This is a genomic window from Hoyosella levis (genome assembly GCF_026008515.1).
GTDB classification, from domain to species: domain Bacteria; phylum Actinomycetota; class Actinomycetes; order Mycobacteriales; family Mycobacteriaceae; genus Lolliginicoccus; species Lolliginicoccus levis.
Genome location: NZ_BQYM01000008.1, coordinates 1 through 25,800, shown reverse-complemented (window position 1 = coordinate 25,800; position 25,800 = coordinate 1). Strand labels below are relative to the sequence as shown.

General features: G+C 67.4%; 28 protein-coding genes and 4 tRNA genes. 23 read left to right on the top strand and 9 right to left on the bottom strand.

The genetic code is table 11. The features are described from left to right. Positions 1-18 precede the first annotated feature (18 nt). The gene (gene menE / locus QC765_RS09935) at positions 19-1,194 is read right to left on the bottom strand and encodes an o-succinylbenzoate--CoA ligase (protein ID WP_278314284.1); all 1,176 of its coding nucleotides are present in this window, start codon (positions 1,192-1,194) and stop codon (positions 19-21) included. An 80-nt stretch (positions 1,195-1,274) separates the two neighbouring features. On the opposite strand from menE, the gene QC765_RS09930 reads away from it, so the two are divergent. Beyond that, positions 1,275-2,459, top strand: a complete 1,185-nt coding sequence (locus QC765_RS09930; RefSeq protein WP_278314283.1) for a hypothetical protein — start codon at positions 1,275-1,277, stop codon at positions 2,457-2,459. A gap of 78 nt (positions 2,460-2,537) precedes the next feature. On the opposite strand, the gene QC765_RS09925 is transcribed toward QC765_RS09930, so the two are convergent. The 4 genes from QC765_RS09925 to QC765_RS09910 form a co-directional block, all read right to left on the bottom strand. Further along, positions 2,538-3,116 carry a hypothetical protein gene (locus QC765_RS09925; protein WP_278314282.1) on the bottom strand — a complete coding sequence of 193 codons (579 nt, stop codon included), beginning with the start codon at positions 3,114-3,116 and terminating at the stop codon, positions 2,538-2,540. Positions 3,117-3,519: 403 nt separating this feature from the next. Continuing rightward, positions 3,520-4,308, bottom strand: coding sequence for an LmeA family phospholipid-binding protein (locus QC765_RS09920; RefSeq protein ID WP_278314281.1), 789 nt, complete (start codon positions 4,306-4,308; stop codon positions 3,520-3,522). A gap of 17 nt (positions 4,309-4,325) precedes the next feature. After that, positions 4,326-4,727, bottom strand: a complete 402-nt coding sequence (locus QC765_RS09915; protein WP_278314280.1) for a VOC family protein — start codon at positions 4,725-4,727, stop codon at positions 4,326-4,328. Between the two features lie 47 nt (positions 4,728-4,774). Further along, a complete protein-coding gene (locus tag QC765_RS09910) occupies positions 4,775-5,692 on the bottom strand; it encodes a 1,4-dihydroxy-2-naphthoyl-CoA synthase (protein WP_278314279.1) in 918 nt (305 codons plus the stop codon). Between the two features lie 58 nt (positions 5,693-5,750). Here QC765_RS09910 and QC765_RS09905 point away from each other — a divergent pair, with 58 nt between their 5' ends. Further along, entirely contained in the window at positions 5,751-7,379 is a 1,629-nt protein-coding gene (locus QC765_RS09905; protein WP_278314278.1) for a 4Fe-4S binding protein, read from the top strand. A 56-nt stretch (positions 7,380-7,435) separates the two neighbouring features. Continuing rightward, positions 7,436-8,428, top strand: a complete 993-nt coding sequence (locus tag QC765_RS09900; RefSeq protein WP_278314277.1) for an o-succinylbenzoate synthase — start codon at positions 7,436-7,438, stop codon at positions 8,426-8,428. Here QC765_RS09900 and QC765_RS09895 read toward each other — a convergent pair. Then, a complete protein-coding gene (locus QC765_RS09895; RefSeq protein ID WP_278314276.1) occupies positions 8,425-9,036 on the bottom strand; it encodes a flavin reductase family protein in 612 nt (203 codons plus the stop codon). The two genes, QC765_RS09900 and QC765_RS09895, sit on opposite strands and share 4 nt — an antisense overlap. Positions 9,037-9,129: 93 nt before the next feature. On the opposite strand from QC765_RS09895, the gene menD reads away from it, so the two are divergent. The 5 genes from menD to QC765_RS09870 all read left to right on the top strand — a co-directional run bounded on the left by menD (position 9,130) and on the right by QC765_RS09870 (position 14,370). Further along, positions 9,130-10,758, top strand: coding sequence for a 2-succinyl-5-enolpyruvyl-6-hydroxy-3-cyclohexene-1-carboxylic-acid synthase (gene menD / locus QC765_RS09890; protein ID WP_278314275.1), 1,629 nt, complete (start codon positions 9,130-9,132; stop codon positions 10,756-10,758). 29 nt (positions 10,759-10,787) lie between these two features. Beyond that, positions 10,788-11,237: a DUF3592 domain-containing protein gene (locus QC765_RS09885; RefSeq protein WP_373876734.1), complete on the top strand. Its 450-nt coding sequence runs from the start codon at positions 10,788-10,790 to the stop codon at positions 11,235-11,237. A gap of 62 nt (positions 11,238-11,299) precedes the next feature. Further along, positions 11,300-12,439: a glycosyltransferase family 4 protein gene (locus QC765_RS09880; protein ID WP_278314273.1), complete on the top strand. Its 1,140-nt coding sequence runs from the start codon at positions 11,300-11,302 to the stop codon at positions 12,437-12,439. Positions 12,440-12,472: 33 nt separating this feature from the next. Beyond that, positions 12,473-13,171, top strand: a complete 699-nt coding sequence (locus tag QC765_RS09875; protein ID WP_278314272.1) for a demethylmenaquinone methyltransferase — start codon at positions 12,473-12,475, stop codon at positions 13,169-13,171. Between the two features lie 104 nt (positions 13,172-13,275). Continuing rightward, positions 13,276-14,370: a CaiB/BaiF CoA transferase family protein gene (locus QC765_RS09870; protein WP_373876726.1), complete on the top strand. Its 1,095-nt coding sequence runs from the start codon at positions 13,276-13,278 to the stop codon at positions 14,368-14,370. Positions 14,371-14,396: 26 nt separating this feature from the next. Here the strand turns inward: QC765_RS09870 and QC765_RS09865 are convergent, their stop codons facing one another. After that, positions 14,397-15,242 (bottom strand): TetR/AcrR family transcriptional regulator, encoded by an 846-nt coding sequence (locus tag QC765_RS09865; RefSeq protein ID WP_278314271.1) that lies wholly within the window; start codon positions 15,240-15,242, stop codon positions 14,397-14,399. A 137-nt stretch (positions 15,243-15,379) separates the two neighbouring features. On the opposite strand from QC765_RS09865, the gene QC765_RS09860 reads away from it, so the two are divergent. Then, positions 15,380-16,420, top strand: coding sequence for a polyprenyl synthetase family protein (locus tag QC765_RS09860; RefSeq protein WP_278314453.1), 1,041 nt, complete (start codon positions 15,380-15,382; stop codon positions 16,418-16,420). Positions 16,421-16,510: 90 nt separating this feature from the next. Continuing rightward, on the top strand, positions 16,511-17,377 hold the full coding sequence (gene htpX, locus QC765_RS09855; RefSeq protein ID WP_278314270.1) for a zinc metalloprotease HtpX: 867 nt from the start codon (positions 16,511-16,513) through the stop codon (positions 17,375-17,377). Here htpX and QC765_RS09850 read toward each other — a convergent pair. Continuing rightward, positions 17,368-17,859 carry a YajQ family cyclic di-GMP-binding protein gene (locus QC765_RS09850; RefSeq protein WP_278314269.1) on the bottom strand — a complete coding sequence of 164 codons (492 nt, stop codon included), beginning with the start codon at positions 17,857-17,859 and terminating at the stop codon, positions 17,368-17,370. The genes htpX and QC765_RS09850 overlap by 10 nt on opposite strands. A 229-nt stretch (positions 17,860-18,088) precedes the next feature. Between QC765_RS09850 and QC765_RS09845 the strand changes: the two genes are divergently transcribed. The 10 genes from QC765_RS09845 (at position 18,089) to rplA (ending at position 22,597) form a co-directional block, all read left to right on the top strand. Then, positions 18,089-18,170: transfer RNA gene (locus QC765_RS09845), tRNA-Tyr, on the top strand. A gap of 237 nt (positions 18,171-18,407) precedes the next feature. After that, positions 18,408-18,480 (top strand) — tRNA-Thr (locus QC765_RS09840). Between the two features lie 47 nt (positions 18,481-18,527). Continuing rightward, a tRNA-Met gene (locus QC765_RS09835) sits at positions 18,528-18,600 on the top strand. A 237-nt stretch (positions 18,601-18,837) separates the two neighbouring features. Beyond that, positions 18,838-19,311 (top strand): (3R)-hydroxyacyl-ACP dehydratase subunit HadA, encoded by a 474-nt coding sequence (gene hadA, locus QC765_RS09830; protein ID WP_278314268.1) that lies wholly within the window; start codon positions 18,838-18,840, stop codon positions 19,309-19,311. Positions 19,312-19,340: 29 nt separating this feature from the next. Next, entirely contained in the window at positions 19,341-19,760 is a 420-nt protein-coding gene (locus QC765_RS09825) for a MaoC/PaaZ C-terminal domain-containing protein (RefSeq protein ID WP_278314452.1), read from the top strand. Between the two features lie 122 nt (positions 19,761-19,882). Continuing rightward, a tRNA-Trp gene (locus QC765_RS09820) sits at positions 19,883-19,955 on the top strand. Positions 19,956-19,986: 31 nt separating this feature from the next. Then, a complete protein-coding gene (secE, locus tag QC765_RS09815; RefSeq protein ID WP_278314267.1) occupies positions 19,987-20,364 on the top strand; it encodes a preprotein translocase subunit SecE in 378 nt (125 codons plus the stop codon). Between the two features lie 126 nt (positions 20,365-20,490). Then, positions 20,491-21,180 (top strand): transcription termination/antitermination protein NusG, encoded by a 690-nt coding sequence (gene nusG, locus QC765_RS09810; protein WP_373876733.1) that lies wholly within the window; start codon positions 20,491-20,493, stop codon positions 21,178-21,180. A gap of 113 nt (positions 21,181-21,293) precedes the next feature. Next, positions 21,294-21,728, top strand: a complete 435-nt coding sequence (rplK, locus tag QC765_RS09805) for a 50S ribosomal protein L11 (RefSeq protein WP_278314265.1) — start codon at positions 21,294-21,296, stop codon at positions 21,726-21,728. Between the two features lie 158 nt (positions 21,729-21,886). Beyond that, a complete protein-coding gene (gene rplA / locus QC765_RS09800; RefSeq protein WP_278314264.1) occupies positions 21,887-22,597 on the top strand; it encodes a 50S ribosomal protein L1 in 711 nt (236 codons plus the stop codon). Between the two features lie 279 nt (positions 22,598-22,876). Here rplA and QC765_RS09795 read toward each other — a convergent pair whose 3' ends face one another. Beyond that, positions 22,877-23,794, bottom strand: coding sequence for an alpha/beta fold hydrolase (locus QC765_RS09795; protein WP_278314263.1), 918 nt, complete (start codon positions 23,792-23,794; stop codon positions 22,877-22,879). Between the two features lie 378 nt (positions 23,795-24,172). Between QC765_RS09795 and rplJ the strand changes: the two genes are divergently transcribed. The 3 genes from rplJ to QC765_RS09780 form a co-directional block, all read left to right on the top strand. Next, positions 24,173-24,709 carry a 50S ribosomal protein L10 gene (gene rplJ / locus QC765_RS09790; protein ID WP_278314262.1) on the top strand — a complete coding sequence of 179 codons (537 nt, stop codon included), beginning with the start codon at positions 24,173-24,175 and terminating at the stop codon, positions 24,707-24,709. A gap of 80 nt (positions 24,710-24,789) precedes the next feature. Further along, on the top strand, positions 24,790-25,176 hold the full coding sequence (rplL, locus tag QC765_RS09785; RefSeq protein ID WP_278314261.1) for a 50S ribosomal protein L7/L12: 387 nt from the start codon (positions 24,790-24,792) through the stop codon (positions 25,174-25,176). A gap of 460 nt (positions 25,177-25,636) precedes the next feature. Further along, positions 25,637-25,800, top strand: a 164-nt coding sequence (locus QC765_RS09780; protein ID WP_278314451.1) for an ATP-binding cassette domain-containing protein, incomplete at its 3' end; no start/stop codon positions are given.

Here is a 25,800-nt window from a genome sequence, read left to right as displayed (position 1 = left end):
CTGGGTTTTCCGCGGTTTCTATCGCGTTTGCGGCTGGCCCTTACCAGCAAGCTGCTCGCGCAGCGCGCGCCGGTCGATCTTGCCGGGGCCACGGTGGGGGAGGGCGGTGACGATGTGGAGCTCTCGGGGAGCAGCGCGCGGCCCGAGCTGCCCTGTTACATGCTCGCGCACTGCTTCGAGCGTGGGAGCCGGCTGGCCGGGGCAAACGAGGATCGCCACGGCGATGCGCTGGCCGAGCCGATCATCGTCGAGGCCCACCACCGCGCACTCGGCGATCGCGGGATGAGTGCCGAGGGCCCGCTCGACCACTTGCGGCACCACGGTGAGACCACCACTGGTGATCGCCTCATCGAGCCGACCGGTCACCACGAGCGTGCTGCCGTCGAGCTCGCCGGCATCGTCGGTGCGGAACCAGCCAGGCTCGGCGAACGCGGGATGGCCGGGCGCGTTGAGATAGCCGTGCGCGAGCGTGGCCCCACCGAGCATGATCCGGCCATCGTCGAGGCGGACCTTCACGCCATCGAGGGGCACACCGTCGTAGACGCACCCGCCGCAGGTCTCGCTCATGCCGTAGGTCCGCACGAGGCGCGCGCCCGCTGTCCGTGCCGCGTCGCGAACCTGCGTCGGAAGTGCTGCGCCACCAACGAGGACGGCGTCGAGCCCCGCGAGAGCGGCGCGGGCACGGGGGTCATCGAGGATCTTCCGCACCTGCCCTGGTACCAGCGAGGTGTAGCACGGTCCTGGGCCAGCCAGCATCCGTTCCGTGGCTTCGGCGAAGGCCTCGGCAGAGAACCCGCCCGCCACATCGAGCACGGTCGGCGTGGTCCCCGCGACTAGGCTCCGCAGTAGCACCTGCAGCCCCGCCACATGATGCGGCGGCAAGGCCAGCAGCCAGCGGCCGGGCCCGCCGAGCCTGGCATGAGTGCTCGCAATACTGGCGTGCAACGCGCTGGAGGAGAGCATTGCGCCCTTCGGGAGGCCCGTGGTGCCGGAGGTGGCGACGACGATCGCGGTCTGCCGATCCGTGGGAAGCACGTGCCCGGCCATCGCGTCCCGCAGCCGCAACGATTCCCGCTCGTCGCCCTCGGGCACCGGGAGCCATGTCTCGCGGCCCGCGAGCGCCGCAGCGAGATCATCAAGGACCTCCGCTGCCCCGGCGCCAGTGGGTATCGGCAGGGGAACGGGAACGGTCATGCGCTTGATGCTGCCACCCTCGCCAGCGCTGGCATTTGCTGGGGCGGGACAGCGGGTGCTAGCAGCGATACATTGGGTATGTGGACGAGTCAGTCGCGGCAGCCATCAGCGCGCTCGATGCGGATGACCCCGCCGTCGCAGCGGACGCCGAATCCGCATGGCACGAGCTCGTCGCGCTCTCGCCCCCCGGCGGCCCCATCCAGGCCAGCGTGCAGCAGTATTGCTGGGCAACCATCCGGCGCCTCGACCTCGGCGTCGAGCGGGCCTGGGCCCGTAGCCAGGCCCTCGCGGACCTGCTCGATCGCCTCGGCCTCGCTCGCTATGCCGCCATCGCCCGCAGCGACGAGACCCGCGCCCTGCTCACCATCGAGACCGACGAGACATGGGAATCCATCTTTCGCGAGCACATGCACGCATCCGGAGTCACGCCCCCCGACACCCGCGTCGTCTCCTGGCAACCCATCTGCACCATCAGCGAGCTCGACATCGTCGACCGCATCGCCGCCACCCTCGAGGTCGCCACGATCACCGACGGTGTTGTCACCACGGGGCGGCCCAGGCTGAGCCAGGGCAGCCGCGAAGCGATCACCCACTCCATCCTCGCCACCGGTCACGACGGTCACACCCTCCTCGACGACCTGCTCGACTGCCGCATCGAGCTGTGGTCCACCCTGTCGCCGACCCGGGCCGCCCTCTATGACGAGCTCGCCAGCGTGATCCATGCAGCCCGGATCGTCCCGCTCCATGCCGCCCGAACCGCATACCGCTACCTGCAGGAGCACGGCGAGCACCACACGTCGAGCGTCGAGACCGCCGCCGAGCGCCAGCTCCGCCTCGTCCTGCAACGCCTTGGGCTCGTCCACCGCGCCAACGGGCGCACAACCCTGCGAGCGCGCGCCCGCCATCTCTCCATCGACGACGTGCTCGACACCCTCGTCCACGACTGGATCGGTACCCGCTACACGGCCGAAGCGGTCATCGCCGAAGCACTGATGATCTCGCTCGCCAGCACCGCCCGCGGCACCACCACCATGAACGCGCACTTCCTCGCCGACGCGATGCTCACCGAGGAAGGCTGGCACGACGGCATCAGCGAAGCATCCGTGAGAGCCGCCTCCCGCACCCTCGGCAAGCTCCGCCACGAGCTCGAGGCTCTCGGCATCCTCCACCCCGGCGAGGCGCAACCCGACAGCATCGCCGTCATCTTCGCCTGCGCCGTGCTCCGCGCCCGCCTCCTCCACGCCCGCTACCCGCGTGGGCGGTAGGGGTAGCGGCTTTGGGCCGCGCCGCCAGTGGAAACTATTCCCGTCTCAACCGGGAAAAGTTTCCACTCGTGGCAAGAGCTAGAGGTTGCGAGCAGTCTCAGCAGCGAAACGGGTGGATTTCACCACGCCCTTGGCGAAGACCAGGTTGCCACCGGCGCCGATCGCTGCCCCGATCCCGAAAGGAGCGACTCTACCGATGACAAGGACTCCCTGGCGTGTGCCATAGCGGGTGACGAAGTTGTAGCCAAGCACGCGGTTGATCGAACGAATCGTGGTCAGCGGTACAGAGTTGGTGAGCAGCTTGCCCAAGTGAGCGCCCGTGCGTCCCGCTGCTTTGGAAGCGAAGACCGATCCGCTTCCGCCGGCCAGCACGGTGAGCACGACAGCCTTCTGATGCTCGAGGTCGACAAGCTCAATGCCATGCACGCGAAGCACCGCCAGGACGTGTGCTGCTGAGGCCGTCATGAACCAGCTAGTGTCCCCGGCCGTCATGGCCAGTGCAGCGGCCGTGCCGACTCCAGGGACTGCCGCAGCGCCGCCGGTGGCTGCACCACTGGCCGTTACCGCGGACATGAATGTGGTCTCCAGCTTCTTCACCAACTGATCGGCACTGGCCTCGGGGTGCTTCGCCCGCAGGCGCTCGACTCGCTTTAGCATGAGCGAATCGGCAGCAATAATGGCCTTGTCGAGCAGTGCAAGCGACTTGCTGGCGTTCTCCTCGCCGTATCCTCCGCGCCGACATTGCCCGTATCAGCAGGCCTGCTGTCCTGTGCATCGTCCATGTACATTCCCTTTCGAAGCTGGATACGGTGCATTCTCATGGCCTCGCCGAACACGTAGGCGCTTGACCGCAATGGATCGAGCCCCGCGCGACCATCTTGTTGCCACCGCTACTTCTGACGAAGGTACGTGAGGCCGAATGCTTCCACCTGCCGGGTTCCGTGGCAGTGAAACGATTGCCTGTGTTCCGGGCGCCCCGCCCCGCGAGTGGAAACTTTTCCCGGTTGAGGCGGGAGAAGTTTCCACTGCCGGGGCCATCAATGCCTCCGCGCGCCCGCCTCTACCCGGTGATCTGGTCCACGAGCCGGGTGATGAGGGCGAGCATCTCGGTGAGCGAGATCATGGCGAGGCGCTCGCGGGCGCGATCGGTGACGCCGTGGATGATGAGTTCGCCCGGGCCGGTCTCGATGCTGGTGAGCTGGAGGCCGTGGGGCAGGTCGGGGACGGTGACAGCGAAGGGCCGGATGCGGTGCGCGATGGGCAGGCTGCGTTGCCAGAGGTGGATGCCGACGGGGTCAAGGTAGATGACTGATTCGCCGGCGGTGGCGCGGAGCTCGATGTGGCCGAGCAGGGGGCGGCGGGCCCATCTGGCGTGGATGCGGCCGCGGTCGGTGATGGCGACGTCGATGTCGGGGGCGACCTGCTTGACCCAGTGGTGGACCTCGGTGCTGGTGACGGTGATGCGAAGGTCCACGCGCCCGGCGACGAGGTAGGGGGCGGGCAGCGAGCGGAGCCTGACGTCGCGGCAAGCGACCTGCACCTGGTGGAGGGTTGTGGATTGCCAGCGGACGTGGTTGGCGGTGACGCGGAGCTCGCTGAGCGCGCCGGTGGCGAGGTCGAGGGTGCGGAGGTTGCTGCTGATCTCGACGGGGGTGAAGGAGACGTCGATGTTTCCCGTGCGGAGGGTGAGCCGTCTGCCAACGAGTCGGTCCGTGGCGATGCGCAGGATGAGCTCGAGGAGCTGCCCGGGGGTGGTGGGCACAGGTGGGCGCAGTGACTTGCCGAGCGCGAGCAGTCGCTCCATCTCTCGCTTCGGCAGCCATTCGCCGAAGAGTCGCGGACCGCTCATGGCTTAAGTATGGCGCCTCAGGTGGCGGGGCTCGCGGGTGGCCGTTGGTCGCGGCGCAGTGGATGGTCGTCGGGGATCTCGACGAGCACGATGGGAGTGCCGTCAGGGTCGGTGGTCCACATCTCGATGAGGCCCCACGGCTCGGTGCGGGCTTCGCGGGTGATCTCCGCGCCGCGCTCCTTGAGCTGCCGGGTGGTGTCGGCTAGCGAGCGCACCTGGAGCCAGAGTGCTCCGCCAAACGTTCCGGCGCTGGGGTCGTGGCCGTGCGCAGCAACCTCGATGAGGCTTTGCCCAGCGAAGAGGACGGTGCCGCCGGGATACTCGCGGTAGGTGGCTAGCCCCAGGACGTCCCGGTAGAACCGCAGCGTGGCGGCAGGGTCGCGGGGTCGCAGGATGATGCGGCTGCTCAGGATGTCCATGGGGCCAGCCTCCTCGTGCTCGCGGGAAATCGGGGTCAGCTAGGGCGTCAGTAGTACCAGGGGAACGGGGACCAGTCGGGCGCCCGCTTCTCCAGGAAGGAGTCGCGCCCCTCGACTGCCTCGTCGGTCATGTAGCCGAGGCGGGTGGTCTCGCCGGCGAAGATCTGCTGGCCGACCAGGCCGTCGTCGACGGCGTTGAACGCGAACTTGAGCATGCGGATGGCGGTGGGGGACTTGCCGAGGATCTCGCCGGCCCATTCGAGGGCGGTGTCCTCGAGCTGATCGTGGTCGATGACGGCGTTGACAGCGCCCATGCGGTGCATTTCGTCGGCGGTGTAGGCGCGGCCGAGGAAGAAGATCTCGCGGGCGTTCTTCTGGCCGGTCTGGCGGGCGAGGTAGGCGGAGCCGTATCCGGCGTCGAAGCTGCCGACGTCGGCGTCGGTCTGCTTGAACCGGGCATGCTCGCGGCTGGCGAGGGTCAGGTCGCAGACGACGTGGAGGCTGTGGCCGCCGCCCGCTGCCCAGCCGTTGACGAGGCAGATCACGACCTTGGGCATGAAGCGGATGAGGCGTTGCACCTCGAGGATGTGGAGCCGTCCCGCGCGGGCCTTGTCGACAGTATCGGAGGTGTCGCCGCTGGCGTACTGGTAGCCGGTGCGGCCGCGGATGCGCTGGTCGCCGCCGGAGCAGAAGGCCCAGCCGCCGTCCTTAGTGCTGGGGCCGTTCCCGGTGAGCAGGACCACGCCAACGTCCCCGGACATGCGGGCGTGGTCGAGGACGCGGTACAGCTCGTCGACGGTGTGCGGGCGGAACGCGTTGCGTACTTCGGGGCGGTCGAAGGCGACGCGCACCACGCCCTGCCGGGCACCATCGCGGACGTGCCGGTGGTAGGTGATGTCGGTCAGGTCGTCGAATCCGGGTACGGGCTCCCACAGCTCTTCGTTGAACGTCACGGTCCCGAGCATAGGCGGTGGGATGCATACTGGGGTGGGAGTGCCCCCGGCGACGGCGAGGACTGGTCCGATGGCCTATGTCATTACACGATCCTGCTGCAATGATGCCTCGTGCGTGCCGGCGTGCCCGGTCGATTGCATCCATCCCGCGCTGACGGATCCGCTGTTCGCCACGGCCGAGATGCTGTATATCGAGCCGGATGCGTGCATTGATTGCGGCGCGTGCGTGGATGAGTGCCCCGTGTCGGCGATCTTCCCGGAGGATTCGCTGCCGGTGGAGCAGGAGCCGTTCATCGACATCAATGCCGCCTATTTCGACCGGCATCCCTATGGGGCGGAGCCAACGAGGCCGGAGCGCCCGCCTGCGCTGCGATTCGCCCCGGGGCCGTTGCGCGTCGCGATCGTCGGCACGGGGCCGGCCGGGCTGTACCTGGCCGAGCAGTTGCTCGGCCTCGGCGGGGTGGAGGTGGAGCTGTTCGACCGGTTGCCCACCCCATTCGGGCTGATGCGGGCAGGCATCGCGCCCGACCATGCTGATACGCAGCAGGTCGTGGAGATGTTCGCGCCCCTGCTCGGCAAGCCCGCGCTGGGCCTGCACCTCGATGTGGAGGTCGGTACCCATCTGGCGCACCAGCACCTGCTCGATCATCATCACGCCGTGGTGTACGCGGTGGGCGCGGGCTCGCCCCGGCAGCTAGGCATCGCGGGGGAGCAACTTCCGGGCAGCGTGGCCGCCACCGACTTCGTGGCCTGGTACAACGGCCACCCCGACCACGCGAGCGACCAATACCGGCTGGAGGGGGACACCGCAGTCGTCATTGGCACCGGGAACGTCGCTCTCGATGTCGCCCGCATCCTCGCGATCAGCCCCGAAGCGCTTGCTGGCACCGATATCGCCGATCCTGCGCTCGAGGCGCTGCAGGGCAGCGGCATCCGGGAGGTCCTGGTGCTGGGGCGCCGTGGCCTGCTCGATTCCACGTTCACGCTGCCCGAGCTAGTGGGCATGGGCAACATCCCCGGGGCATCAGTGGTCATCGATCCGGCGGACACCGAGGTCGATGGGGCAACCAGCGAGTGGCTGCGGCGCGAGGCCGAGCCGGAGGTGGCGCAGAAGCTCGCCGTCGCCCGCCAGCATGCGCAGCGCGCTACATCGCCGGGAGATCGCACCATTCGTTTCCAGTACCGCACCACGCCGCTGCGGATCCTCGGCGACGACCACGTGACCGGCATCGAGGTCCGCGAGCACCGGCCCGGCGAGTCCCCGCGCGACCGGATCATCGACGCTTCCCTGGTGCTGCGCGCCGTCGGCTACCAGCCGGGCCCGCCGCCGGGCCTGCCCGTCGATGACAGCACGGGGACCGCCGCGCACGAGCATGGCCGCGTGGCCACGATGAGCGGCACCTACGTGGTGGGCTGGGCGAAGCGTGGACCCCGCGGGCCGCTCGGGTACAACCGCGCCGACGCCATCGACACCATGGGGTCGATCGTCGACGATGCGAATTCCGGGGCCCTCGACAGACCGATCGGTGGGCGGGAGCAGCTCCACCAAATGCTCGCGGAACGTCGCCCCGGAGCGATCGGGCTGGCGGGCTGGCGGGCCATCGACAACGTCGAGAAGACTGGAGGGCGGGGGACCGGGCGCCCTCGAAGCAAGATCACCACCTGGGACGCGCTGCGCGAGGCCGCCCGCGCGCGCTGAGGGACGCCGCCTCCAATGGCCGTCGCCTCCAAGAGCCGTCACCTACAGTGGCGGGCATGGACGCACCTGCCTTGCCCGGACTTGCCGAGCTGCGCGGCAGCGCGCGCGTGGTGTCGCTCCCTCTGCGGGTGCGCTTCCGCGGCATCGAGCATCGCGAGGCGCTGCTCATCGAGGGCCCGCACGGCTGGGGCGAGTTCGCGCCGTTCCCCGAGTACCCGGACGAGGAGGCGGCGACCTGGCTGGCAGCGGCTATCTCCGCGGCCTGGCAGCCCCCGCCCCGCGCGCTCCGATCGTCGATCCCCGTCAACGCCACCGTTCCCGCCGTGCCCGCCGCCGATGTGCCCGCGGTGCTCGCTCGGTTCCCTGGTGCCACCACCGCCAAGGTGAAGGTCGCCGAGCGCGGCCAGGTCCTCGCTGATGACCTCGCCCGTGTCGCGGCGGTGCGCGAGCTCGTGCCCACCGTCCGCATCGATGCGAATGGCGCCTGGACGGTCGAGGAGGCCACCGCCGCGCTCGAGCAGCTCGGGGATCTCGAGTACGCGGAGCAGCCATGCCGCTCGGTCGAGGAGCTCGCAACTCTGCGGCAGCGCGTGGCAGTGCCGATCGCGGCCGACGAGAGCATTCGCCGGGCCTCCGACCCGCTGCGCGTCGCCCGGATGAAGGCTGCCGATATCGCGGTCATCAAGGTTGCCCCGCTCGGTGGCCCCGCGCGCGTGCTGGGCATCGCCAACAGCCTCGCCGCTGCCGGGATGCGCGTGGTGGTCTCCAGCGCCATCGACACCGCAGTGGGCATCGGCACCGGGCTCGCTACCGCAGCGGCCTTGCCCGAGCTGCATCATGCGTGCGGGCTGGGCACCTCCCGGCTGCTTCTCGACGATGTGGCCGAGCCGCCCGCCTGGAACGCCGGTACGATGCTGGCCGAGCGGCCCGTCCCGGACCCTGCCGCGCTGGACCGGCTCGCCGCCACCCCCGAGCGGCAGCAGTGGTGGCTGGAGCGCCTCGACCGGTGCCATCGCATCCTCGCCGAGCGCCCGGCCGCTGCCGTCTAGCTCGCTGCTGGTGGGATCGGCCGCGGCACCTCGCGCGTGTCCATCCCCACGCCCCACTCGGTGCCACCGAGGCGGCTCAGCGGGGCGAGCGCCTGGCTCGCGGGCAAGCCGTCCTCATCGAGCGCGCGACTGTTCACGGTGACGAACACCACCCGGCCGAGCACGAGGAAGGAATCACCGATCTCGATGATGCGCTCGCGCACGCACTCGACGCTGACGGGCGCGTGCAGCACCCGCGGCGGGGCGACGCGCACGCTGGGCTCGAGGGCGATATCGAGCTTGTCGAACTCGCTCTCCCCGGCTCCGTACGCGGCCGCGCTGGCATTGACCTGATCGAGCATGGGCTGCGAGGCGAGGTTGACCACGAACTCGCCCGTCTCGGCGACATTGCGGACACTGTCTTTGTGGCCGACCGAGCAGAACTGCACGATCGGCGGCCGCGTGCTCGCGATGGTGAAGAAGCTGTAGGGCGCCAGGTTGTCCACCCCGGCCGCGGACCGGGTCGAGACCCAGGCGATGGGCCGCGGCACCACGGTGGCGGTCAGCAGTTGGTATACCCGGTCGGGTTCCATCAGGACCGGGTCGAAATGTGTGCGCACGCCTGCCATCGTCGCACCCTCGGCGGGCCATGTCAGCCGGGGCGGGTGCCGGAGCGGACACGGTAGGCCGCGCGGCGCCGCGAAATCTGACACCCTGGAAGCGTGAACCCGTCCACTGCCCAGGCCAGTGCTGTCGTCGATGAGCTCGTCCGCGGCGGCGTCCGCGACGTCGTGCTGTGCCCGGGATCCCGCAATGCGCCACTGGCCTTCGCGCTCCATGCCGCCGAGACAGCGGGCCGCATCAGGCTGCATGTCCGCATCGATGAGCGCACCGCCGGGTTCCTCGCTATCGGCCTATCTCTGGGCTCCGGCAAGCCAGTGCCAGTGGTGATGACCTCCGGCACGGCCGTGGCGAACCTCACGCCCGCGGTGTTCGAGGCCAACTACGCGCGCGTCCCGATGATCGTGCTGAGCGCGAACCGGCCGTACGAGATGCTCGGTACCGGTGCCAACCAGACCGTGGAGCAGCTCGGCATGTTCAACGAGCAGGTGCGCGCCTGCATCAGCCTGGGCATCGCGGAGGAGGACCGGGACCAGAACAGCCAATGGCGCTCGGCGGTGTGCCGGGTGCTGGCAGCCGCGCGCGGTGACCGCACCGGCAACGCGGGGCCGGTGCAGTTCGACCTGCCGCTGCGCGAGCCGCTTGTGCCCGAGATCGACGGCGGAACGGTGCCGCCCGGGCGTCCCGACGGCGCGCCGTGGACCAGCACCCCGCGTGCCCATCTCGATGTGCCACTGCCGATCGATGTCTCGCTCGACACGATCGTCGTGGCGGGGCACGGCTCGGGCGAGCATCCCGAGCTCGAGGGGCTGCCAACGGTCACCGAGCCGACGGCGCGCCATGTGCCTGGCGGTATCGCGGTGCATCCCTATGCGCTCGGCGAGCTGCATCCCCAGCAGGCCATCATCACGGGACGGCCCACCCTGCATCGCTCTGTGTCCCGGCTGCTCGCGGATCCGCGGATCGCCGTTCATGCGCTCACGACGGGACCGCGCTGGCCCGACATCTCCGGCAACCTGACCGCGGCGGGCACTCGCGCGGTGCTCTCGGGCACGCCCCGGCGCTCGTGGCTCGAGCAATGCCAGGACCTGTCGCAACGCGCGCGGATCGCGATGCGGAGCGAGCTCGCGAACCATCCGAAGGCAACCGGCTTGCATGTGGCAAATGCGATCGTCGGTGCGGCAAGGCCAGGGGACTTGCTCGTGCTCGGCGCGTCCAACCCCGTGCGCGATGCCGCCCTCGCGGGCCCCGTGCCCGAGCACGTCCGCGTGGTGTCCAATCGTGGCGTCGCCGGGATCGACGGCACCGTCTCCACCGCGATGGGGGCGGCGCTCGCGCATGGCGGCCGGGCCATCGCGCTGCTCGGTGACCTGACGTTCCTGCATGACAGCTCCGGCCTGCTGCTTGGCCCGCATGAGCCACGGCCGGAGGATCTCACCATCGTTGTCGCCAACGACGATGGCGGCGGTATCTTCGAGCTGCTCGAGCAGGGTGACCCGGTCTACGCGGGCGCCTTCGAGCGGATCTTCGGCACCCCGCACGGGGTCAACGTCAAGGCACTGTGCGAGGCATACAACATCCCCTACCAGCAGCCCGAGCTCGACCAACTCGGTGAAGTGCTCGCCGAGGGCGCGGCCGATGCCGGGGGAGTGCGCATCGTGGAGGTCCGCACGGACCGGTCGGGGCTGCGGGAGCTGCATAGCGCGATCCGCGCGACCGTCGCCCGCTAGCGGATACGCTGCTTTTCGTGAGATATCGGATGCTGCGGCGGGCCAGGCGTGCAGTGCTCCTCCTGGCCGGGGGGATCACTATGCTCGCGGTGATCCTCGTGGTCGGCGCGTGGCGCAACGATATGATCATCGAATCGGACATGGGGGTCGCCACCGCGGAGGTGCTCTCGGCGGGGGTCCGGCGCTCCGCGGTCATCTTCAGCACCTCCGACGGCGTGCTGCACAACCCCAGGCTGGGTGTGCTCTATCCCACCGATCTGGTGGTGGGCCAGCGCATCGAGGTGGAGTACGCGCGCACGGATCCCGACCTGGTGCGAGTGGCTGGCCGGGACGCGTGGGTTGCCGTCCCCCCGGCGACATCCATCGTGCTCATCACCTGGTTGATCGCGGCGCTGCCGCTCTGGTACATCCGGCGCGAGTTACAGCGATCTGAACAACCCGGGCACGGCAGGCGACGCGACGCCGAGAGCTTCAACTGAGATTCTCCTGCTGGTCATGGCGCGCTTGGCTGGCCGCCGTTCACCTCGTTCACGCTGCAGCTATGCGTATTGCGATCGTGTCCGAATCCTTCCTGCCGAACGTCAACGGTGTGACCAACTCGGTGCTCCGCGTCCTCGAGCATCTCAAGCGAAACGGCCATGACGCGATCGTGATCGCGCCTGGTGCCGTCGGTGACGAGGAGGCTGTCCACGAGTACGAGGGCTTCCCGGTGCTGCACGTGCCCGCGGTGATGGTGCCGATGGTCACCTCGCTGCCCGTGGGACTGCCGCAGCCGTGGATCACCGACGCCCTCCGCGAGTTCGATCCCGACGTGATCCATCTCGCGTCGCCGTTCCTGCTGGGCGCGGGCGGCATCGGTGCCGCTCGACGGCTCGGCGTGCCCGCGGTGGCGATCTTCCAGACTGATGTCGCGGGCTTCGCCGACAGCTACGGACTGGGCCTGACGGCGCGTGCCGCCTGGAGCTGGACCCGCCGCATCCACCGTGCCTGCGACCGGACTCTCGCGCCCTCGAGCGCATCGGTACGAGATCTCGAGAAGCACGGCGTCCCCCGGGTGCACCGATGGGGCAGGGGAGTGGACATCGAGCGGTTCTCGCCGACTCGCCGCAGTGGCGAGCTTCGCGAGCAGTGGACCCCGGAGGGCAAGCTCCTCGTCGGGTTCGTGGGCCGCCTCGCCCCGGAGAAGCACGTCGAGCGGCTCGCGGTCCTCAGCGGCCGGGATGACGTGCAGATCGTCATCGTGGGCGACGGCCCGGACCGGCCGAAGCTGCAGCGGATGATGCCCGACGCGGTGTTCACCGGGCAGCTCGGCGGCCTCGAGCTCGCCCGGGCCTACGCGAGCTTCGATATGTTCGTCCACACCGGCGAGCATGAGACTTTCTGCCAGGCGATCCAGGAGGCGCTGGCCAGCGGCATCCCAGTGATCGGTCCGGATGCGGGCGGGCCGAAGGATCTCATCGCGAATGCCCGCACCGGATTCCTGCTGCCGGTGCCGAGCTTCGAGGAGGTCCTGCCCGGCGCTGTGGAGACCTTCCTTGACCCGATGGCACGGTCGCAGTTCGGCCGGGCGGCGCGCCGCTCGGTGCTGCAGCGGACCTGGCCGGCGATCTGCGATGAGCTGCTCGGGCACTACGCGGAGGTCGCGGGCTTCACGGCGACGGAGCTCCCTGCTACCGCATGACATCGTGTTCCGCGAACGGGTAGGTTCGTCTAGGTGACCAACGTGCAGAGCTCCCGCGCCACCCTCGATAAGGACCCCCGCGAGGTCGCTTCGATGTTCGATGGCGTGGCCCGGCGCTACGACATCACCAACACGGTGTTGTCGTTCGGGCAGGACAGCTTGTGGCGCAAGGCCACGCGGCGGGCGCTCGGCCTGGCGCCCGGCGAGTCCGTGCTGGATCTTGCTGCGGGGACGGGCGTCTCGACGGTGGAGCTGTCGCGGTCCGGCGCGTGGGTCGTGGCGACGGACTTCTCGAAGGGCATGCTGCAGGCCGGGGCCGGGCGGCGCGTGCCGATGGTCGCCGGTGATGCCCTGCGCCTGCCGTTCCGTGATGAGTCGTTCGACGCGGTGACGATCTCGTTCGGGCTGCGCAACGTCGCCGATGTGGATCAGGCGCTCGCGGAGCTTCGGCGGGTGACAAAGCCCGGTGGGCGGATGGTGGTGTGCGAGTTCTCGGCGCCAGTGGTTCCGGTCCTGCGGACGGCCTACATGGAGTACTTGATGAAGGCACTGCCCGCGGTGGCGCGCTCGGTGAGCTCGAACCCTGATGCCTACGTCTACCTGGCCGAATCGATTCGGGCATGGCCGGTCCAGCGGGCGCTCGCGCAGCGGATCGCTGCGGCGGGCTGGCGTGATGTGCAGTGGCGCAACCTGACGGGTGGCATCGTGGCGCTGCACCGCGCGGTGCGGTAGTGCCTGTCCCCGGCGAGCCGGTGCTGCACCCCGCCAGGTAGATGTGACATCCTGTCCCAATAATGTTGGGCTGGCGCGCCGCGCCGGGACAGGAGGCAAGAATCATGCCAGGACCGCTCCACGGGATACGCATCATCGAGATGGCAGGGCTTGCCCCCGGCCCATTCGGCTGCATGATCCTCGCCGACCTCGGCGCAGAAGTTCTCCGAATCGAGCGCGCCGGCGGTGGTGGTGGCCTCGTCCCGCCGCAAGGCCCTCTTGACCGGGGCAAGAACACCCTTTCCCTCGATCTCAAGTCCGAGTCCGGCAAGAAAACCCTCCTCGCGCTCTGCGACGCCGCTGATGTGTTCGTCGAGGGCTACCGGCCCGGGGTCGCCGAGCGGCTCGGCATCGGCCCCGCTGACCTGCACGCGCGAAACCCCCGCCTCATCTATGGGCGCATCACTGGCTGGGGCCAGGACGGCCCGCTCGCGCCGCGCGCCGGGCACGACATCAACTATGCGGCCGTCTCGGGCGCGCTCGATCTCCTGGGCCGGGCAGGAGAGAAGCCCACCCCGCCCGTCAACCTTCTCGCCGACTTCGCCGGTGGTGGAATGCTCCTCGCCCTCGGCATCCTCGCCGCGCTGCACGAGCGCAACACCTCCGGGCAAGGCCAGGTCATCGACGCCGCGATGGTCGACGGATCAGCCCTGATGACGACTTTCCTCCATGGGATGCGCGCCAACGGCCTCTGGAACGGCCCGCGCGGCACCAACCTCCTCGACACCGGCGCGCCCTGCTACGACACCTACGCCACCGCGGATGGCAAGCACATGGCCGTCGGGGCGCTCGAGCCCCAGTTCCACGCGGAGCTCATCGCCCGGCTCGGCATCGACGATGAGGACCTGCCCTTCCACCTCGACCCCACCGGCTGGCCGCAGTGGCGCGAGACCCTCGCCAAGGCATTCCTGCAGCGCACCCAGGATGAGTGGACCGAGATCTTCGCCGACAGCGATGCCTGCGTCTCGCCCGTCGTTGATGCGTGGGAAGCGCAGCATCACCCGCACAACGCCGCGCGCGGCACCTACGTCGAGATCGGCGGGGTCACCCAGCCCGCCCCGGCACCGCGGTTCAGCCGGACGTCGCTGGATACCCCCGAGGCGCCCAGCGACGACCTTCCCGAGGGATACCTCGCGAGCTGGGGGATCACCGGCGACTAGGCGCTATCCCGGTAGCTCACCGTGGCCTAGTTCTCCAGCAGCGGCCGGATATCGCCAGTGATCTCGCCGAGCGAGGCCTGGCGATCGAGAGTCACGCCGAGGTCGCGCAGCGCCCCGCTGATCACATCGAGGGCAGCGCTGCTGAGCACATCGGCGAGCTCGCTGGTTGGCAACCTGCCCTCGCCGTGGTGCAGCCATTGGTTGACGGCTCCGTCCACGAGCCCGACGAGCCCGAACGAGACTGCCTCGGCCCGGTCGCCGGGAAGGTCGAGCGTGGCAAGGCCCGCCGCGATCACATCGGTCACATAAAGGCCGAAGGCGGTCTTCACTCCATCCAGCGATTGCGCGGCACGAGCAGGGCGCTTCGGGCCGGTGGAGAGGAACTGGTGCAGGTTCGGGTGCGCGGCGATCCAGTCCACATAGGTGTGGATGGCGCGGTTGATCGCGAACTCGACCGATCCCTCGGGCACGAGGGCGGGCGCGAGGGTCTCCATCATCGAGGAGACGATGTGCGCGCGCACCTGCTCGTCGAGGTCGGTGCGCTCGCGGAAGAGCCGGTACACCACCGATCGCGGAAGCCGCGCGTACTCGGCGATCTGCTGCACCCCTACGTCGGAGCCCTCCGAGTCGATCGCGCGGAGCGCTGAATCCAGCACGATCTTCCGCCGGGCCGCCTTGTGGTCCTCCCAGCGCACGCTGCGCCCATCCACCGGCTGCTCGGGAGCCTCCGGTCCTGTAGCTTCGCCCTTCGGATCGCTCGCGGATGTCGCAGCGGGGGAGCCGGCAGCGGGGGAGCCGGCAGCGGGGGAGCCTTCGGAGCGGGAATCAGGGGCCGAGGAATCAGGGGCGGGGGAATCACTTGCGCGGGACACGCGTCCAGCTTACTTCGGGCCGAGGCCCGCGTTCGGCGAGACATGTCTCAATCGGCCTGTTCCATCACGTGCATGGCGCGCGCGTTCGCTACGGTGTTCACATGGTGGATGACATCCACGGCAACCCGAGCGACAGAATGGGCACGAGCACCGTGAATAGTGACGACGCAGCATCACGCGACGATCAGGTCGTCGCTGGGATCGACCTCGGTGACGCCCAGGTTGCCGGGGTCGTGCGCAGTGGCCTCGAGTCCGTGGAAAAGCTCCTCATCGACGAGTTGTCCGACGGCGAGGAGTTTCTCACCGAGACCGCCCTCTATCTCGCGCGCGCCGGGGGCAAGCGTTTCCGGCCTCTCTTCACCATTCTCTGCGGGCAGCTCGGGCCCGAGCCGGACGAGCACGCCATCACCACTGCGGCCACCGTTGTCGAGATGGTGCACCTCGCCACCCTCTACCACGATGACGTCATGGACGAGGCCAAGATGCGGCGCGGCGCCGTCAGCGCCAACGCGCGGTGGAGCAACAGCATCGCCATCCTCGCCGGTGACTACCTCTTCGCGCACTCGTCCCGGTTGCTCTCGACGCTCGGGCCGGACGCGGTCCGCGTCATCGCCGAGACGTTCGCCGAGCTCGTCACCGGCCAGATGCGCGAGACGGTGGGCGCGCCCCCAGCCCAGGACAAGGTCCAGCACTACCTGAAGGTGATCCGCGAGAAGACGGCCTCGCTGCTTGCGGCGAGCGGCAAGTTCGGCGGCACCTTCTCGGGCGGCACGCCCGAGCAGATCGATCGGCTCGAGCGGGTCGGTGACGCGGTGGGCATGGCCTTCCAGATCTGCGACGACATCATCGACATCGACTCGGTCTCGGCGAAGTCAGGCAAGACCCCGGGGACCGACCTCCGCGAGGGAGTCCTCACGCTGCCCATGCTGTACGCGCTCGACCAGCAAGGAAGCGACGGTGATCGACTGCGCGAGCTGCTCGCCGGGCCGATCACCGACGACGGCTTGGTGGAGGAGGCGCTGCGTCTCCTCCGTGCCTCCGAGGGCATGGCGCGGGCCCGTGCTGACCTTGCCAGCTACGCCGATGTCGCGCGCGCCGAGCTCGCTGAGTTCCCCGGCTCGGCCGCTCGTACCGCGCTGCTGCAGGTCATCGACTACACCGCGAGCCGCGTGGGGTAGATCACCCACGGCCCAGCCTGCCCGTGGAACCCACGGCAGGTGCTTGTTCGTTCCTAGAGTGCCAGTGCCGCTCTCGTGGAGGAATGAGTCATGACCGGTCACGCGAATGGGCTCAAGACCGCCATGCTGCTCGGTGGCATGTCCGCGCTCATCATTTTCGTGGGATCACTCTTCGGCAACGCTGCCATCCTCTGGATCGCCGTGCTCGTGGCGGTCGGGATCAATGGCTTCGCCTACTTCAGCAGCGACAAGCTCGCCCTGCGGGCCATGCGCGCCCAGCCCGTCAGCGAGTTCGAGCAGCCCGCCATGCACCGCATTGTCCGGGAGCTCGCTACGGTCGCGCAGCAACCCATGCCACGCCTCTACATCAGCCCGACCATCGCCCCGAACGCGTTCGCGACGGGACGCAATCCGCGCACCGCCGCGGTGTGCTGCACCGAGGGGATCCTCCATCTGCTCGACGAGCGAGAGCTGCGCGCCGTTCTCGGCCATGAGCTCGCCCACGTCTACAACCGAGACATCCTGATCTCGTCCGTGGCCGGGGCTATGGCGAGCATCATTTCCGGACTGGCCAACCTGGCTATCTTCGCCTCGATCTTTGGTGGTGGCGATGATGACGACGCGAATCCGATGGCACTGCTGCTCATCGCGCTGCTTGGCCCTGTCGCGGCGGGAGTCATCCAGATGGCCGTTTCGCGGTCCCGCGAGTTCCAGGCCGACGAGTCCGGTGCGCGCCTGACCGGTGATCCGCTGGCCCTCGCTTCCGCGCTGCGCAAGATCGAGCGGGGAGTCGCGGTCGCGCCGCTGCCCCCGGAGCCGCGCCTGGCATCGGAGTCGCACTTGATGATCGCGAGCCCCTTCCGTGCCGGGGAACGCTTCGTCGGGCTCTTCGCGTCCCATCCGCCCATGGCCGAGCGCATCGCGCGGCTCGAGCGCATGGCCTGGGATCAGCGGTAGTTCACGAACTGCAGCGCCACCTCGAAGTCCGAGTCCTTGAGCAGCGCGATGATTGCCTGCAGGTCGTCGCGCTTCTTGCTGGAGACGCGCAGCTCATCGCCCTGCACCTGGACCTTCACGCCCTTGGGGCCCTCATCGCGGATCTTCTTCGAGATCTTCTTCGCATGCTCTTGCTCGATGCCCTCCACAAGTGATCCCGTGATCTTGAATCCCTTGCCCGATGGGATCGGATCGCCCGGCTTGAACGCCTTCATCGAGATGCTGCGGCGGACGAGCTTCTCGCGAAAGACCTCAAGGATCGCCTTGACCCGGTCCTCGCTGCTCGCGGAGAGCACGATGGCTTCCTCTCCTGACCAGGCGATCGACGCGTCGGTGCCGCGGAAGTCGTAGCGGTTCGCGATCTCCTTGGCAGCCTGGTTCAGCGCATTGTCCACCTCCTGGTGGTCCAGCTTGCTCACGATGTCGAATGATGAATCAGCCATGTTGTCCTCCAGCCTTGTCGAACCCGCGGATGTGCGCACCCACCATAAGCCAGCCATGAGTGGCGCGTGGCCAACCACCGGCGGCCCGGGCGATCGGCGGCATCAGTGGCATCGGAGGCATCAGTGGCATCGCTGGCCTTGCTGGCCCCGATTTGCATAAGGCATACCCTTTCGATGTATTGTGCCTTCACACGGTGCGCCCACCTCGGGGTGGAAGCAGCGTGTGAACGGCAGGTTGCCCGAGCGGCCAAAGGGAGCGGACTGTAAATCCGTCGGCATCGCCTACGAAGGTTCGAATCCTTCACCTGCCACATCCAAGGACCCAGGAACACGTGCTGTTCCTGGGTCCTTGTCTGTATCCGGCGTCGCTGGCTGCCCGGCGAGCTGTGGCTAGCAGGGACCTATGGATGGGGCTAGCGGGCTGTGCATCATCCCGGTGAGCAGCGAGTTTGTGCGCAGGGTGAAAATCTGTGTACCCTCTTGGAGGCTTCAACGCATGGGGCTCGTGGGTCTAGCCGAACCGCGAATATCCGTGCGCAGTAGCTTGTGCCCCCTTAGCTCAGTCGGCAGAGCGTTTCCATGGTAAGGAAAAGGTCAACGGTTCGATTCCGTTAGGGGGCTCACTCAACAGTGGGTTTCCCGGTCTATCCTCATCACGGTCCGGGCAAGGCGGTGTAGCTCAGTCGGTAGAGCAAGCGGCTCATAATCGCTGTGTCGCCGGTTCAAGTCCGGCCACCGCTACTGCACAAGGCATGACATCGGGATATATGGAGGGGCAGGCCGCCTAGGCCTGCCCCTCCATTCATGTTCGTGGACCACCCCTAGCCGTACCGGGCAGGTGCTCCGGATCCCATCACATTTCGCGGACAGGCCGCGCCCATCCACGACCAATGGGCCCAAAGGTGGATAAGGTGCATGCACGCATGTTTTTAGCTATCCGCGCAGCGTTTCCGTGATGCAGCGTCCGTCAACGAGGTGGTGAGCACAGTGGCCTTCACGGCAGACAGTGTCGGCGCGAAGTACCGCATGGCTAGTTTCTATGAGGTAGGACGCGAGAAGATCCGGGAATTCGCGATCGCGGTGCAGGACGACCATCCCGCGCACTTCTCCGAGGAGGCGGCCCGCGACCTCGGGCACGATGCACTCATCGCTCCCGTGACCTTCGCCTCCGTGCTGGGCGTCATCACCACCCTCGAGATGTTCGAGCACTTCGGGTGGTCATCGGACCTGCGCAATATCATGCAGACCGACCAGCGGTTCGTCTTCCATCGGCCCATCGTCGCGGGGGACCGGCTCAGGGGCGAGACATGCATCGATTCCTTCCGGCACATGGCGGGCAATGATGTGATCGTCACGGCGAACCACTTGCTCGACGACAAGGACGAGATCGTGCAAACGACCTACACGACACTGATCCGCCGGGAAGATCTTGTTGCGGGGGGCGAGCAGTGATGAGCGCGCTGGGAGATGCTCGGCCCACGATGGCGACGGTGAGCGAAGGCATGGAGCTGCCACCGCGGGAGTACCAGGTGACCCGTTCGGACCTCGTGCGCTATGCCGGGGTCTCGGGCGACCTCAACCCGATCCATTGGAGCGATGCGACCGCGAGCGCGGTTGGGCTGCGCAGCGTCGTCGCGCACGGCATGCTCTCGATGGGAATCGGGGGGACCTACCTCACTTCCTGGCTCGGCGACCCCACGGCCGTGCTCGAGTACGCGGTGCGCTTCACGAGCCCGGTATATGTGCCCGACGACGAGGTGGGGGGCATGATCGAGTTCTGCGGCAAGGTCAAGTCCGTGAACGAGGCTGATCGCACGGCGGTCGTCACGCTGGTGGCTAAGTCGGAGGGGCGCCGCATCTTTGGCCGAGCGGCAGCCACGGTGCGGCTCGCTGCGGAGTGACGCCCCTGCGATTGTGACGGATCGCTGATCGTCAAGTACACTCAAGACCCTGTGGCTAGAGTGTGGCGCGCCGCCCTATGGTGGCGCGTTGTTCTTGGTCATCCAGAGGTGCACAACACCGAAGGGGCGTAGCTCAACTGGCAGAGCAGCGGTCTCCAAAACCGCAGGTTGCAGGTTCAAGTCCTGTCGCCCCTGCTGCGACGGTCAGCGACGGAAGGATTCACGGGTGAGTGAGCAGCCAGGTCGACGGGCTGACGGGGAAGAGAATGATCCCCGTTCTGCTGGTTCGGCCGAATCCGGTGGGGCCCAGCGCCCGGCCGGCAAGCGAGCAGCCCGAGCGCAAGGGTCCGGCCCGAGCAACACTGTTGAGCCCGCCGGGTCATCGCCGAGCAAGCTGGGGACCGATACGCGCGAGAACCCGTTCCAGCTGATCGCGCGGTTCATTCGTGAGGTGATCTCGGAGCTCCGCAAGGTCATCTGGCCCAACCGGAAGCAGATGGTCACCTATACGATCGTGGTGTTCATCTTCCTCTTCTTCATGGTCGGGCTGATCTTCGGCCTGGATCAGGTCTTCTCCCGCGGGGTCCTCTGGCTGTACGGGTAGCCTGGAGCCGTGACCGGATCCCGGCGAGTTGGAGGATCCGGTGCCGCCCGGCCCGGAAGCGGACAGAGATTGCGTGACTTTAGAGAGGAAGCGAGTAGCCCAGTGAGCGCCCCGGAGAACGATGCAGTGAACCTCCCAGGCGAGGACGACGTGGTGACCGATCAATCGGACACCATTGTCGACGAGCCGGAGCAGGATCCTGTCGAAGAGCTCAAGGCGAAGCTTCGCCGTGCCGAGGGCGAATGGTACGTCGTGCATTCCTATGCCGGTTACGAGAACAAGGTGAAGACCAACCTCGAGACCCGCGTGCAGAACCTCGATGCCGGAGACTTCATCTTCCAGATCGAGGTGCCCACCGAGGAAGTCACCGAGATCAAGAATGGCCAGAAGAAGCAGGTAAATCGCAAGATCCTGCCTGGCTACATCCTGGTCCGCATGATCCTCAACGATGAGGCATGGGGCGTCGTCCGAAACACCCCCGGGGTCACCGGGTTCGTTGGTGCCACTCCGTCCCGGCCATCCCCGATCACGATCAACGAGGTAGTGAAGTTCCTGCTGCCGCCGCAGGCGCGCAAGAAGCCTGCCAGCGCGGGATCCTCCCAGTCCGCGGACGACACCGGGTTCGCGCCGAAGCCCACGATCGAGGTCGATTTCGAGATCGGGGAGTCGGTCACCGTCATGGACGGGCCGTTCGCGACCCTGCCCGCCAGTATTTCCGAAGTCAATGTCGAGCAGCAGAAGCTCAAGGTGCTCGTCTCCATCTTCGGACGCGAGACCCCGGTTGAGCTTGGGTTCAACCAGGTCTCGAAGATCTAGCTTCACGGCCATGGTGATCGGCGCAGTAGCAAACCAGGCCCACCCGGGCTTGCGCTACTGCGCCGTAGTGGCGTGAGAATCAGGAAAACACCGAACAGTTCAGGGAAGTCGAGATGCCCCCCAAGAAGAAGAAGAAGCTCACTGGAGTAATCAAGCTCCAGATCCAGGCCGGCCAAGCTAACCCGGCCCCGCCGATCGGCCCTGCCCTCGGCCAGCACGGCGTCAACATCATGGAGTTCTGCAAGGCGTACAACGCGGCCACCGAGTCGCAGCGCGGCAACGTGATCCCCGTCGAGATCTCCGTCTACGAAGATCGTTCCTTCGACTTCAAGCTCAAGACGCCGCCTGCCGCGAAGCTCCTGCTCAAGGCCGCCGGAGTCCAGAAGGGATCGCCGACCCCGCACAAGGAAAAGGTCGCCAAGGTCACCTGGGACCAGGTCCGCGAGATCGCGAAGACCAAGCAGGAAGATCTCAACGCCATCGATATCGATCAGGCCGCGAAGATCATCGCCGGTACCGCCCGGTCGATGGGCATCACCGTCGAGTGATCCCTGTGGCGATGCCACGTCCCGCGCGACTGCCCGGGGCACCCGGATCGCTGCATGTGCACGAAATTCAGACATGATCAAGCAAGACTGTGGGAGGACCAGGCGCTGGTCCGGACCACGACTGACCTAGCCGATGATCTCGGCACGATTGGACAGACATGGCAAAGCGCAGCAAGGCGTATCTCGCCGCTAGCGAGAAGATCGACAATACAAAGCTGTACAGCCCCGTGGAGGCCATCCAGCTCGCTCGCGAGACTGGCTCGAAGAACTTCGATTCCACCGTTGAGGTCGCTATCCGCCTCGGCGTTGATCCCCGCAAGGCGGACCAGATGGTGCGCGGCACCGTCAGCCTGCCCCACGGCACCGGCAAGACCGTCCGCGTGATCGTCTTCGCCGCTGGCGAGAAGGCCAACGAGGCCGAGGCCGCCGGAGCCGACGCCGTCGGCGCGGAGGACCTCATCGAGCGGATCCAGGGCGGCTGGCTCGACTTCGATGCCGCGATCGCCACCCCGGACCAGATGGCCAAGGTTGGTCGCATCGCTCGCATCCTCGGCCCTCGCGGCCTCATGCCGAACCCCAAGACCGGCACGGTCACCATGGATGTCGCGAAGGCCGTCACCGACATCAAGGGCGGAAAGATCAGCTTCCGCGTCGACAAGCAGTCCAACCTGCACTTCATCGTGGGCAAGTCGTCCTTCGATGAGCGCAAGCTTGTCGAGAACTATGCCGCAGCGCTCGACGAGGTCCTGCGCGCGAAGCCGTCCGCGGCCAAGGGACGCTACATGAAGAAGGTCACCGTCTCGACGACCACCGGACCGGGCATCCCGGTGGATCCCTCCAAGACCCGGAACCTTCTCGGCGAAGACTGAGCTGTTCGAGTCTCGGTGCCCCGCTTGCCACACGGCAAGCGGGGCACCGCGCTTTCTGGGCGGCAAATGGCCAGCCGGGCGGGTCGGCCGCGTGATGGCGGGCGGCCTTGTGCTGGCAGGGCTGCCGCGCGATGCCAAAAGCACGGGAAACCGCCAAACGCGATAGAAGCTGTCCTGGTCTTTCGGGGCGTTCTATCGCGTTTGCGTCGGTACGGTCCCCAGCACTGTCCTGCCCCCAGCACTGTCCCGGCCCCCAGTGCAACCCCGGCGGCCTCGCAACTAGCTTGCCCGCGCGGTCGCCGCGAGTATCTCCCCGGCGATCCGTGGCACGAGGGCCGGCGGCAAGTCATGCCCCATGCCGTCAATGACGGTCAGGCTGGCCCCGGGGATCGCCCGGGCAACAGCGCGGCCCGATCTGGGCCGGACGAGGGGATCGGCGGAGCCATGGATCACCGTCGCCGGGGCCGTGATGGCGCGGGCGTACTCGCGTAGCGATCCGGTGCCGAGCACTGCCGCGAACTGCCGGACCATGCCTGCCGGGTAGTGGCTTCGTTGCACTTGCTCGAGCGCGAGCTCGCGGAGCTCCTCCGTGGACCTGGGGTAGCCGGGGCCCGAGAGCACGCGGAATGTGCGGACGCTGCGTTCGACGAGGGCCTCGGTCGTGGGGTTCCTGGGCGGGGGAGCGAGCAGCGCTCTGAGCGCGGTGGGCGTCGGCGGAGGCAGGAAGGGCTCATTGGTCGAGGAGAAGATGATGGTGGCCGAGTGGACCCGTTCGGGGTACTGCGCGGCGAGCACCTGGGTGATCATTCCTCCCATGGAAGCCCCGACTATGTGAGCGCGCTCGATGCCGAGCGAATCAAGCAGCTGGCGCGTGTCCTCGGCCATGTCGACGAGCGTGTAGGGAACGTCGCTGGGCTTGCCGAGCTGGCTGCGCAGGATCCGCGCGAGGAACCTGCCTTCCACCCGTGTGCCGTCGAGCTTGGTGGAGAGTCCGATATCGCGATTGTCGAACCGGATCACCCGGAAGCCCTTCATGGCGAGGGTGGTGCAGAGCTGCTGCGGCCAGAGGGTCAGCTGCGCGCCAAAACCCATGATCAGCAGGATCGGGATCCCGTCCGCGGGTCCATGCTCCTCGAATCCCAGGCGCAGGTCTCCGGCTTCAGCGAAGCCGGATCTCGTGGGAACCTCGGTCGTCATGGTGGCGATCCTAGCGCGCTTGCTGATCTGATTTGGTGCCGGTGGCAGCACCGAGTACAGTATGCCCCGGACTTATGTCCGATCGATTTTCCCTTGGGTTGGTCGATCCCATCCCATATACGTTCACCGAAGACCGTTGGTCACATGCTTCTGCCTGCTCCTCCGGGGGCTCGTGGGAAGCGGTTGAAGGTCCGGGTTAAACCGGCGGCCCGCGCAGGAGGACGAGACTGGGGAGATGGTGTGCCATTCGTGCCTGTTTCTACAGGGCGTGGTGTTCCCTCCCGTTGTTCTCTGCCGCCCGCGTCGGCTGTTGCCCGTTCCTTCTCCCGTATGTCAGCCCAATGGTTCTCGGGCGAGTGAGGAGAGAGGAGGCGAAGCATGGCAAATGCAGAGAAGATCGCCGCGGTCACAGAGATCGCTGAGCAGTTCAAGGGCTCTACCGCGGCAGTGGTCACTGAGTACCGTGGCCTATCAGTTGCCAGCCTGACCGCACTGCGCCGGTCGCTCGGCGCGGGTACCTCGTACTCCGTCGCCAAGAACACCCTCGTCAAGATCGCCGCGCGCGATGCTGGCGTCGAGGGTCTCGATGATCTGTTCTCCGGTCCTACCGCGGTCGCTTTCATCACCGGTGAGCCGGTCGATGCGGCGAAGGCGCTCAAGGAGTTCGCCAAGGAGAACAAGTCCCTCGTCATCAAGGGCGGCTACATGGATGGCCGCTCCCTCTCGGTGGAGGAAGTCAACAGGATCGCCGACCTCGAGTCGCGCGAAGTCCTGCTGGCCAAGCTCGCCGGGGCGATGAAGGGCAACACGGCGAAGGCTGCGGGTCTGTTCAACGCGCCTGCTTCGCAGGTGGCGCGGTTGGCAGCAGCGCTGCAGGAAAAGAAGGCAGCCGAAGGCGCATCCGCGGAGGCCTGAGGTCACCCCGCGTCCGGCATTCATACCAGCCCCGAACTGCAGAACGGTTGGGGCGACCACATTAGGAAGGAACGTCAATCATGGCGAAGCTCACCACTGACGAATTGATCGAAACGTTCAAGGAGATGACCCTTCTCGAGCTCTCCGAGTTCGTCAAGGTCTTCGAGGAGACCTTCGAGGTCACCGCTGCTGCTCCCGTGGCTGTCGCCGCGGGCGGCGCTGCTCCCGCCGCGGCCGAGGCCGTCGAGGAGAAGGACGAGTTCGACGTCGTCCTCGAGGCTGCTGGCGACAAGAAGATCGGCGTCATCAAGGTCGTTCGCGAGATCATCCCGGCTCTCGGCCTGAAGGAAGCCAAGGAGCTCGTCGAGGCAGCTCCCAAGGCCATCCTCGAGGCTGTCGCCAAGGACCAGGCGGACGCCGCCAAGGAGAAGCTGGAAGCAGCGGGCGCCAAGGTCTCCCTCAAGTGATCTGACGCTAGTTTCTCGGGATCCTGCCTTCGGGCGTGAATCCTGCGTATGGGGCCATCCATTCATGGGTGGCCCCATTGCGCGTACTCGTTCGCCCGTCGCGCGCCTTTTCAATCTGCGCCCGCGTAGTGGGAGACCGCGTACGAACCCGAGCCCGATTTGGGGGGATCCGGAGGGCGCGCGGGGCGCCGCGCAGGGCAGTCTCGTCCGGCTGGCCAGAGCTGCCCTGCGGCGCAATTCAATACTGAAATCAACTGTGCCGCAACGCTATTCGAATCCCACTGCGGCATTCGCGGATACGCCTCCGAGGTGCTCGAACACGGCGTTTTGCCCCCATTTCGGAGGGCGCCCGCATCGTCGCATTTGCGGCAGTTTATTGTTCATTGGGTGCGTGCCACTGGGGTGCGTTAAAGTGACGCGACCCACACTGATTCGTGGTGTGGCAAAGCTGGGAGGTTCCGTGGGAGTCGAGGTCGCGGTCGAGGGTCTGACTAAGTCATTCGGATCGACGAATATCTGGTCCGATGTGTCGTTCACCATTCCGAACGGGGAGGTGTCGGCGTTGCTCGGCCCGTCGGGCACGGGCAAGTCGGTGTTCCTGAAGTCGCTGATCGGCCTGCTCCG

Excerpts from the sequence above, each read along its gene's own strand:
- menE (WP_278314284.1), bottom strand. The coding sequence starts at position 1,194 with ATGACCGTTCCCGTTCCCCTGCCGATACCCACTGGCGCCGGGGCAGCG.
- QC765_RS09925 (WP_278314282.1), bottom strand. The coding sequence starts at position 3,116 with ATGCTAAAGCGAGTCGAGCGCCTGCGGGCGAAGCACCCCGAGGCCAGT.
- QC765_RS09920 (WP_278314281.1), bottom strand. The coding sequence starts at position 4,308 with ATGAGCGGTCCGCGACTCTTCGGCGAATGGCTGCCGAAGCGAGAGATG.
- QC765_RS09915 (WP_278314280.1), bottom strand. The coding sequence starts at position 4,727 with ATGGACATCCTGAGCAGCCGCATCATCCTGCGACCCCGCGACCCTGCC.
- QC765_RS09910 (WP_278314279.1), bottom strand. The coding sequence starts at position 5,692 with ATGCTCGGGACCGTGACGTTCAACGAAGAGCTGTGGGAGCCCGTACCC.
- QC765_RS09905 (WP_278314278.1), top strand. The coding sequence starts at position 5,751 with ATGGCCTATGTCATTACACGATCCTGCTGCAATGATGCCTCGTGCGTG.
- QC765_RS09900 (WP_278314277.1), top strand. The coding sequence starts at position 7,436 with ATGGACGCACCTGCCTTGCCCGGACTTGCCGAGCTGCGCGGCAGCGCG.
- QC765_RS09895 (WP_278314276.1), bottom strand. The coding sequence starts at position 9,036 with ATGGCAGGCGTGCGCACACATTTCGACCCGGTCCTGATGGAACCCGAC.
- QC765_RS09885 (WP_373876734.1), top strand. The coding sequence starts at position 10,788 with ATGCTGCGGCGGGCCAGGCGTGCAGTGCTCCTCCTGGCCGGGGGGATC.
- QC765_RS09880 (WP_278314273.1), top strand. The coding sequence starts at position 11,300 with ATGCGTATTGCGATCGTGTCCGAATCCTTCCTGCCGAACGTCAACGGT.
- QC765_RS09870 (WP_373876726.1), top strand. The coding sequence starts at position 13,276 with ATGCCAGGACCGCTCCACGGGATACGCATCATCGAGATGGCAGGGCTT.
- QC765_RS09860 (WP_278314453.1), top strand. The coding sequence starts at position 15,380 with ATGGGCACGAGCACCGTGAATAGTGACGACGCAGCATCACGCGACGAT.
- htpX (WP_278314270.1), top strand. The coding sequence starts at position 16,511 with ATGACCGGTCACGCGAATGGGCTCAAGACCGCCATGCTGCTCGGTGGC.
- QC765_RS09850 (WP_278314269.1), bottom strand. The coding sequence starts at position 17,859 with ATGGCTGATTCATCATTCGACATCGTGAGCAAGCTGGACCACCAGGAG.
- QC765_RS09825 (WP_278314452.1), top strand. The coding sequence starts at position 19,341 with ATGGCGACGGTGAGCGAAGGCATGGAGCTGCCACCGCGGGAGTACCAG.
- rplK (WP_278314265.1), top strand. The coding sequence starts at position 21,294 with ATGCCCCCCAAGAAGAAGAAGAAGCTCACTGGAGTAATCAAGCTCCAG.
- rplA (WP_278314264.1), top strand. The coding sequence starts at position 21,887 with ATGGCAAAGCGCAGCAAGGCGTATCTCGCCGCTAGCGAGAAGATCGAC.
- QC765_RS09795 (WP_278314263.1), bottom strand. The coding sequence starts at position 23,794 with ATGACGACCGAGGTTCCCACGAGATCCGGCTTCGCTGAAGCCGGAGAC.
- rplJ (WP_278314262.1), top strand. The coding sequence starts at position 24,173 with ATGGCAAATGCAGAGAAGATCGCCGCGGTCACAGAGATCGCTGAGCAG.
- rplL (WP_278314261.1), top strand. The coding sequence starts at position 24,790 with ATGGCGAAGCTCACCACTGACGAATTGATCGAAACGTTCAAGGAGATG.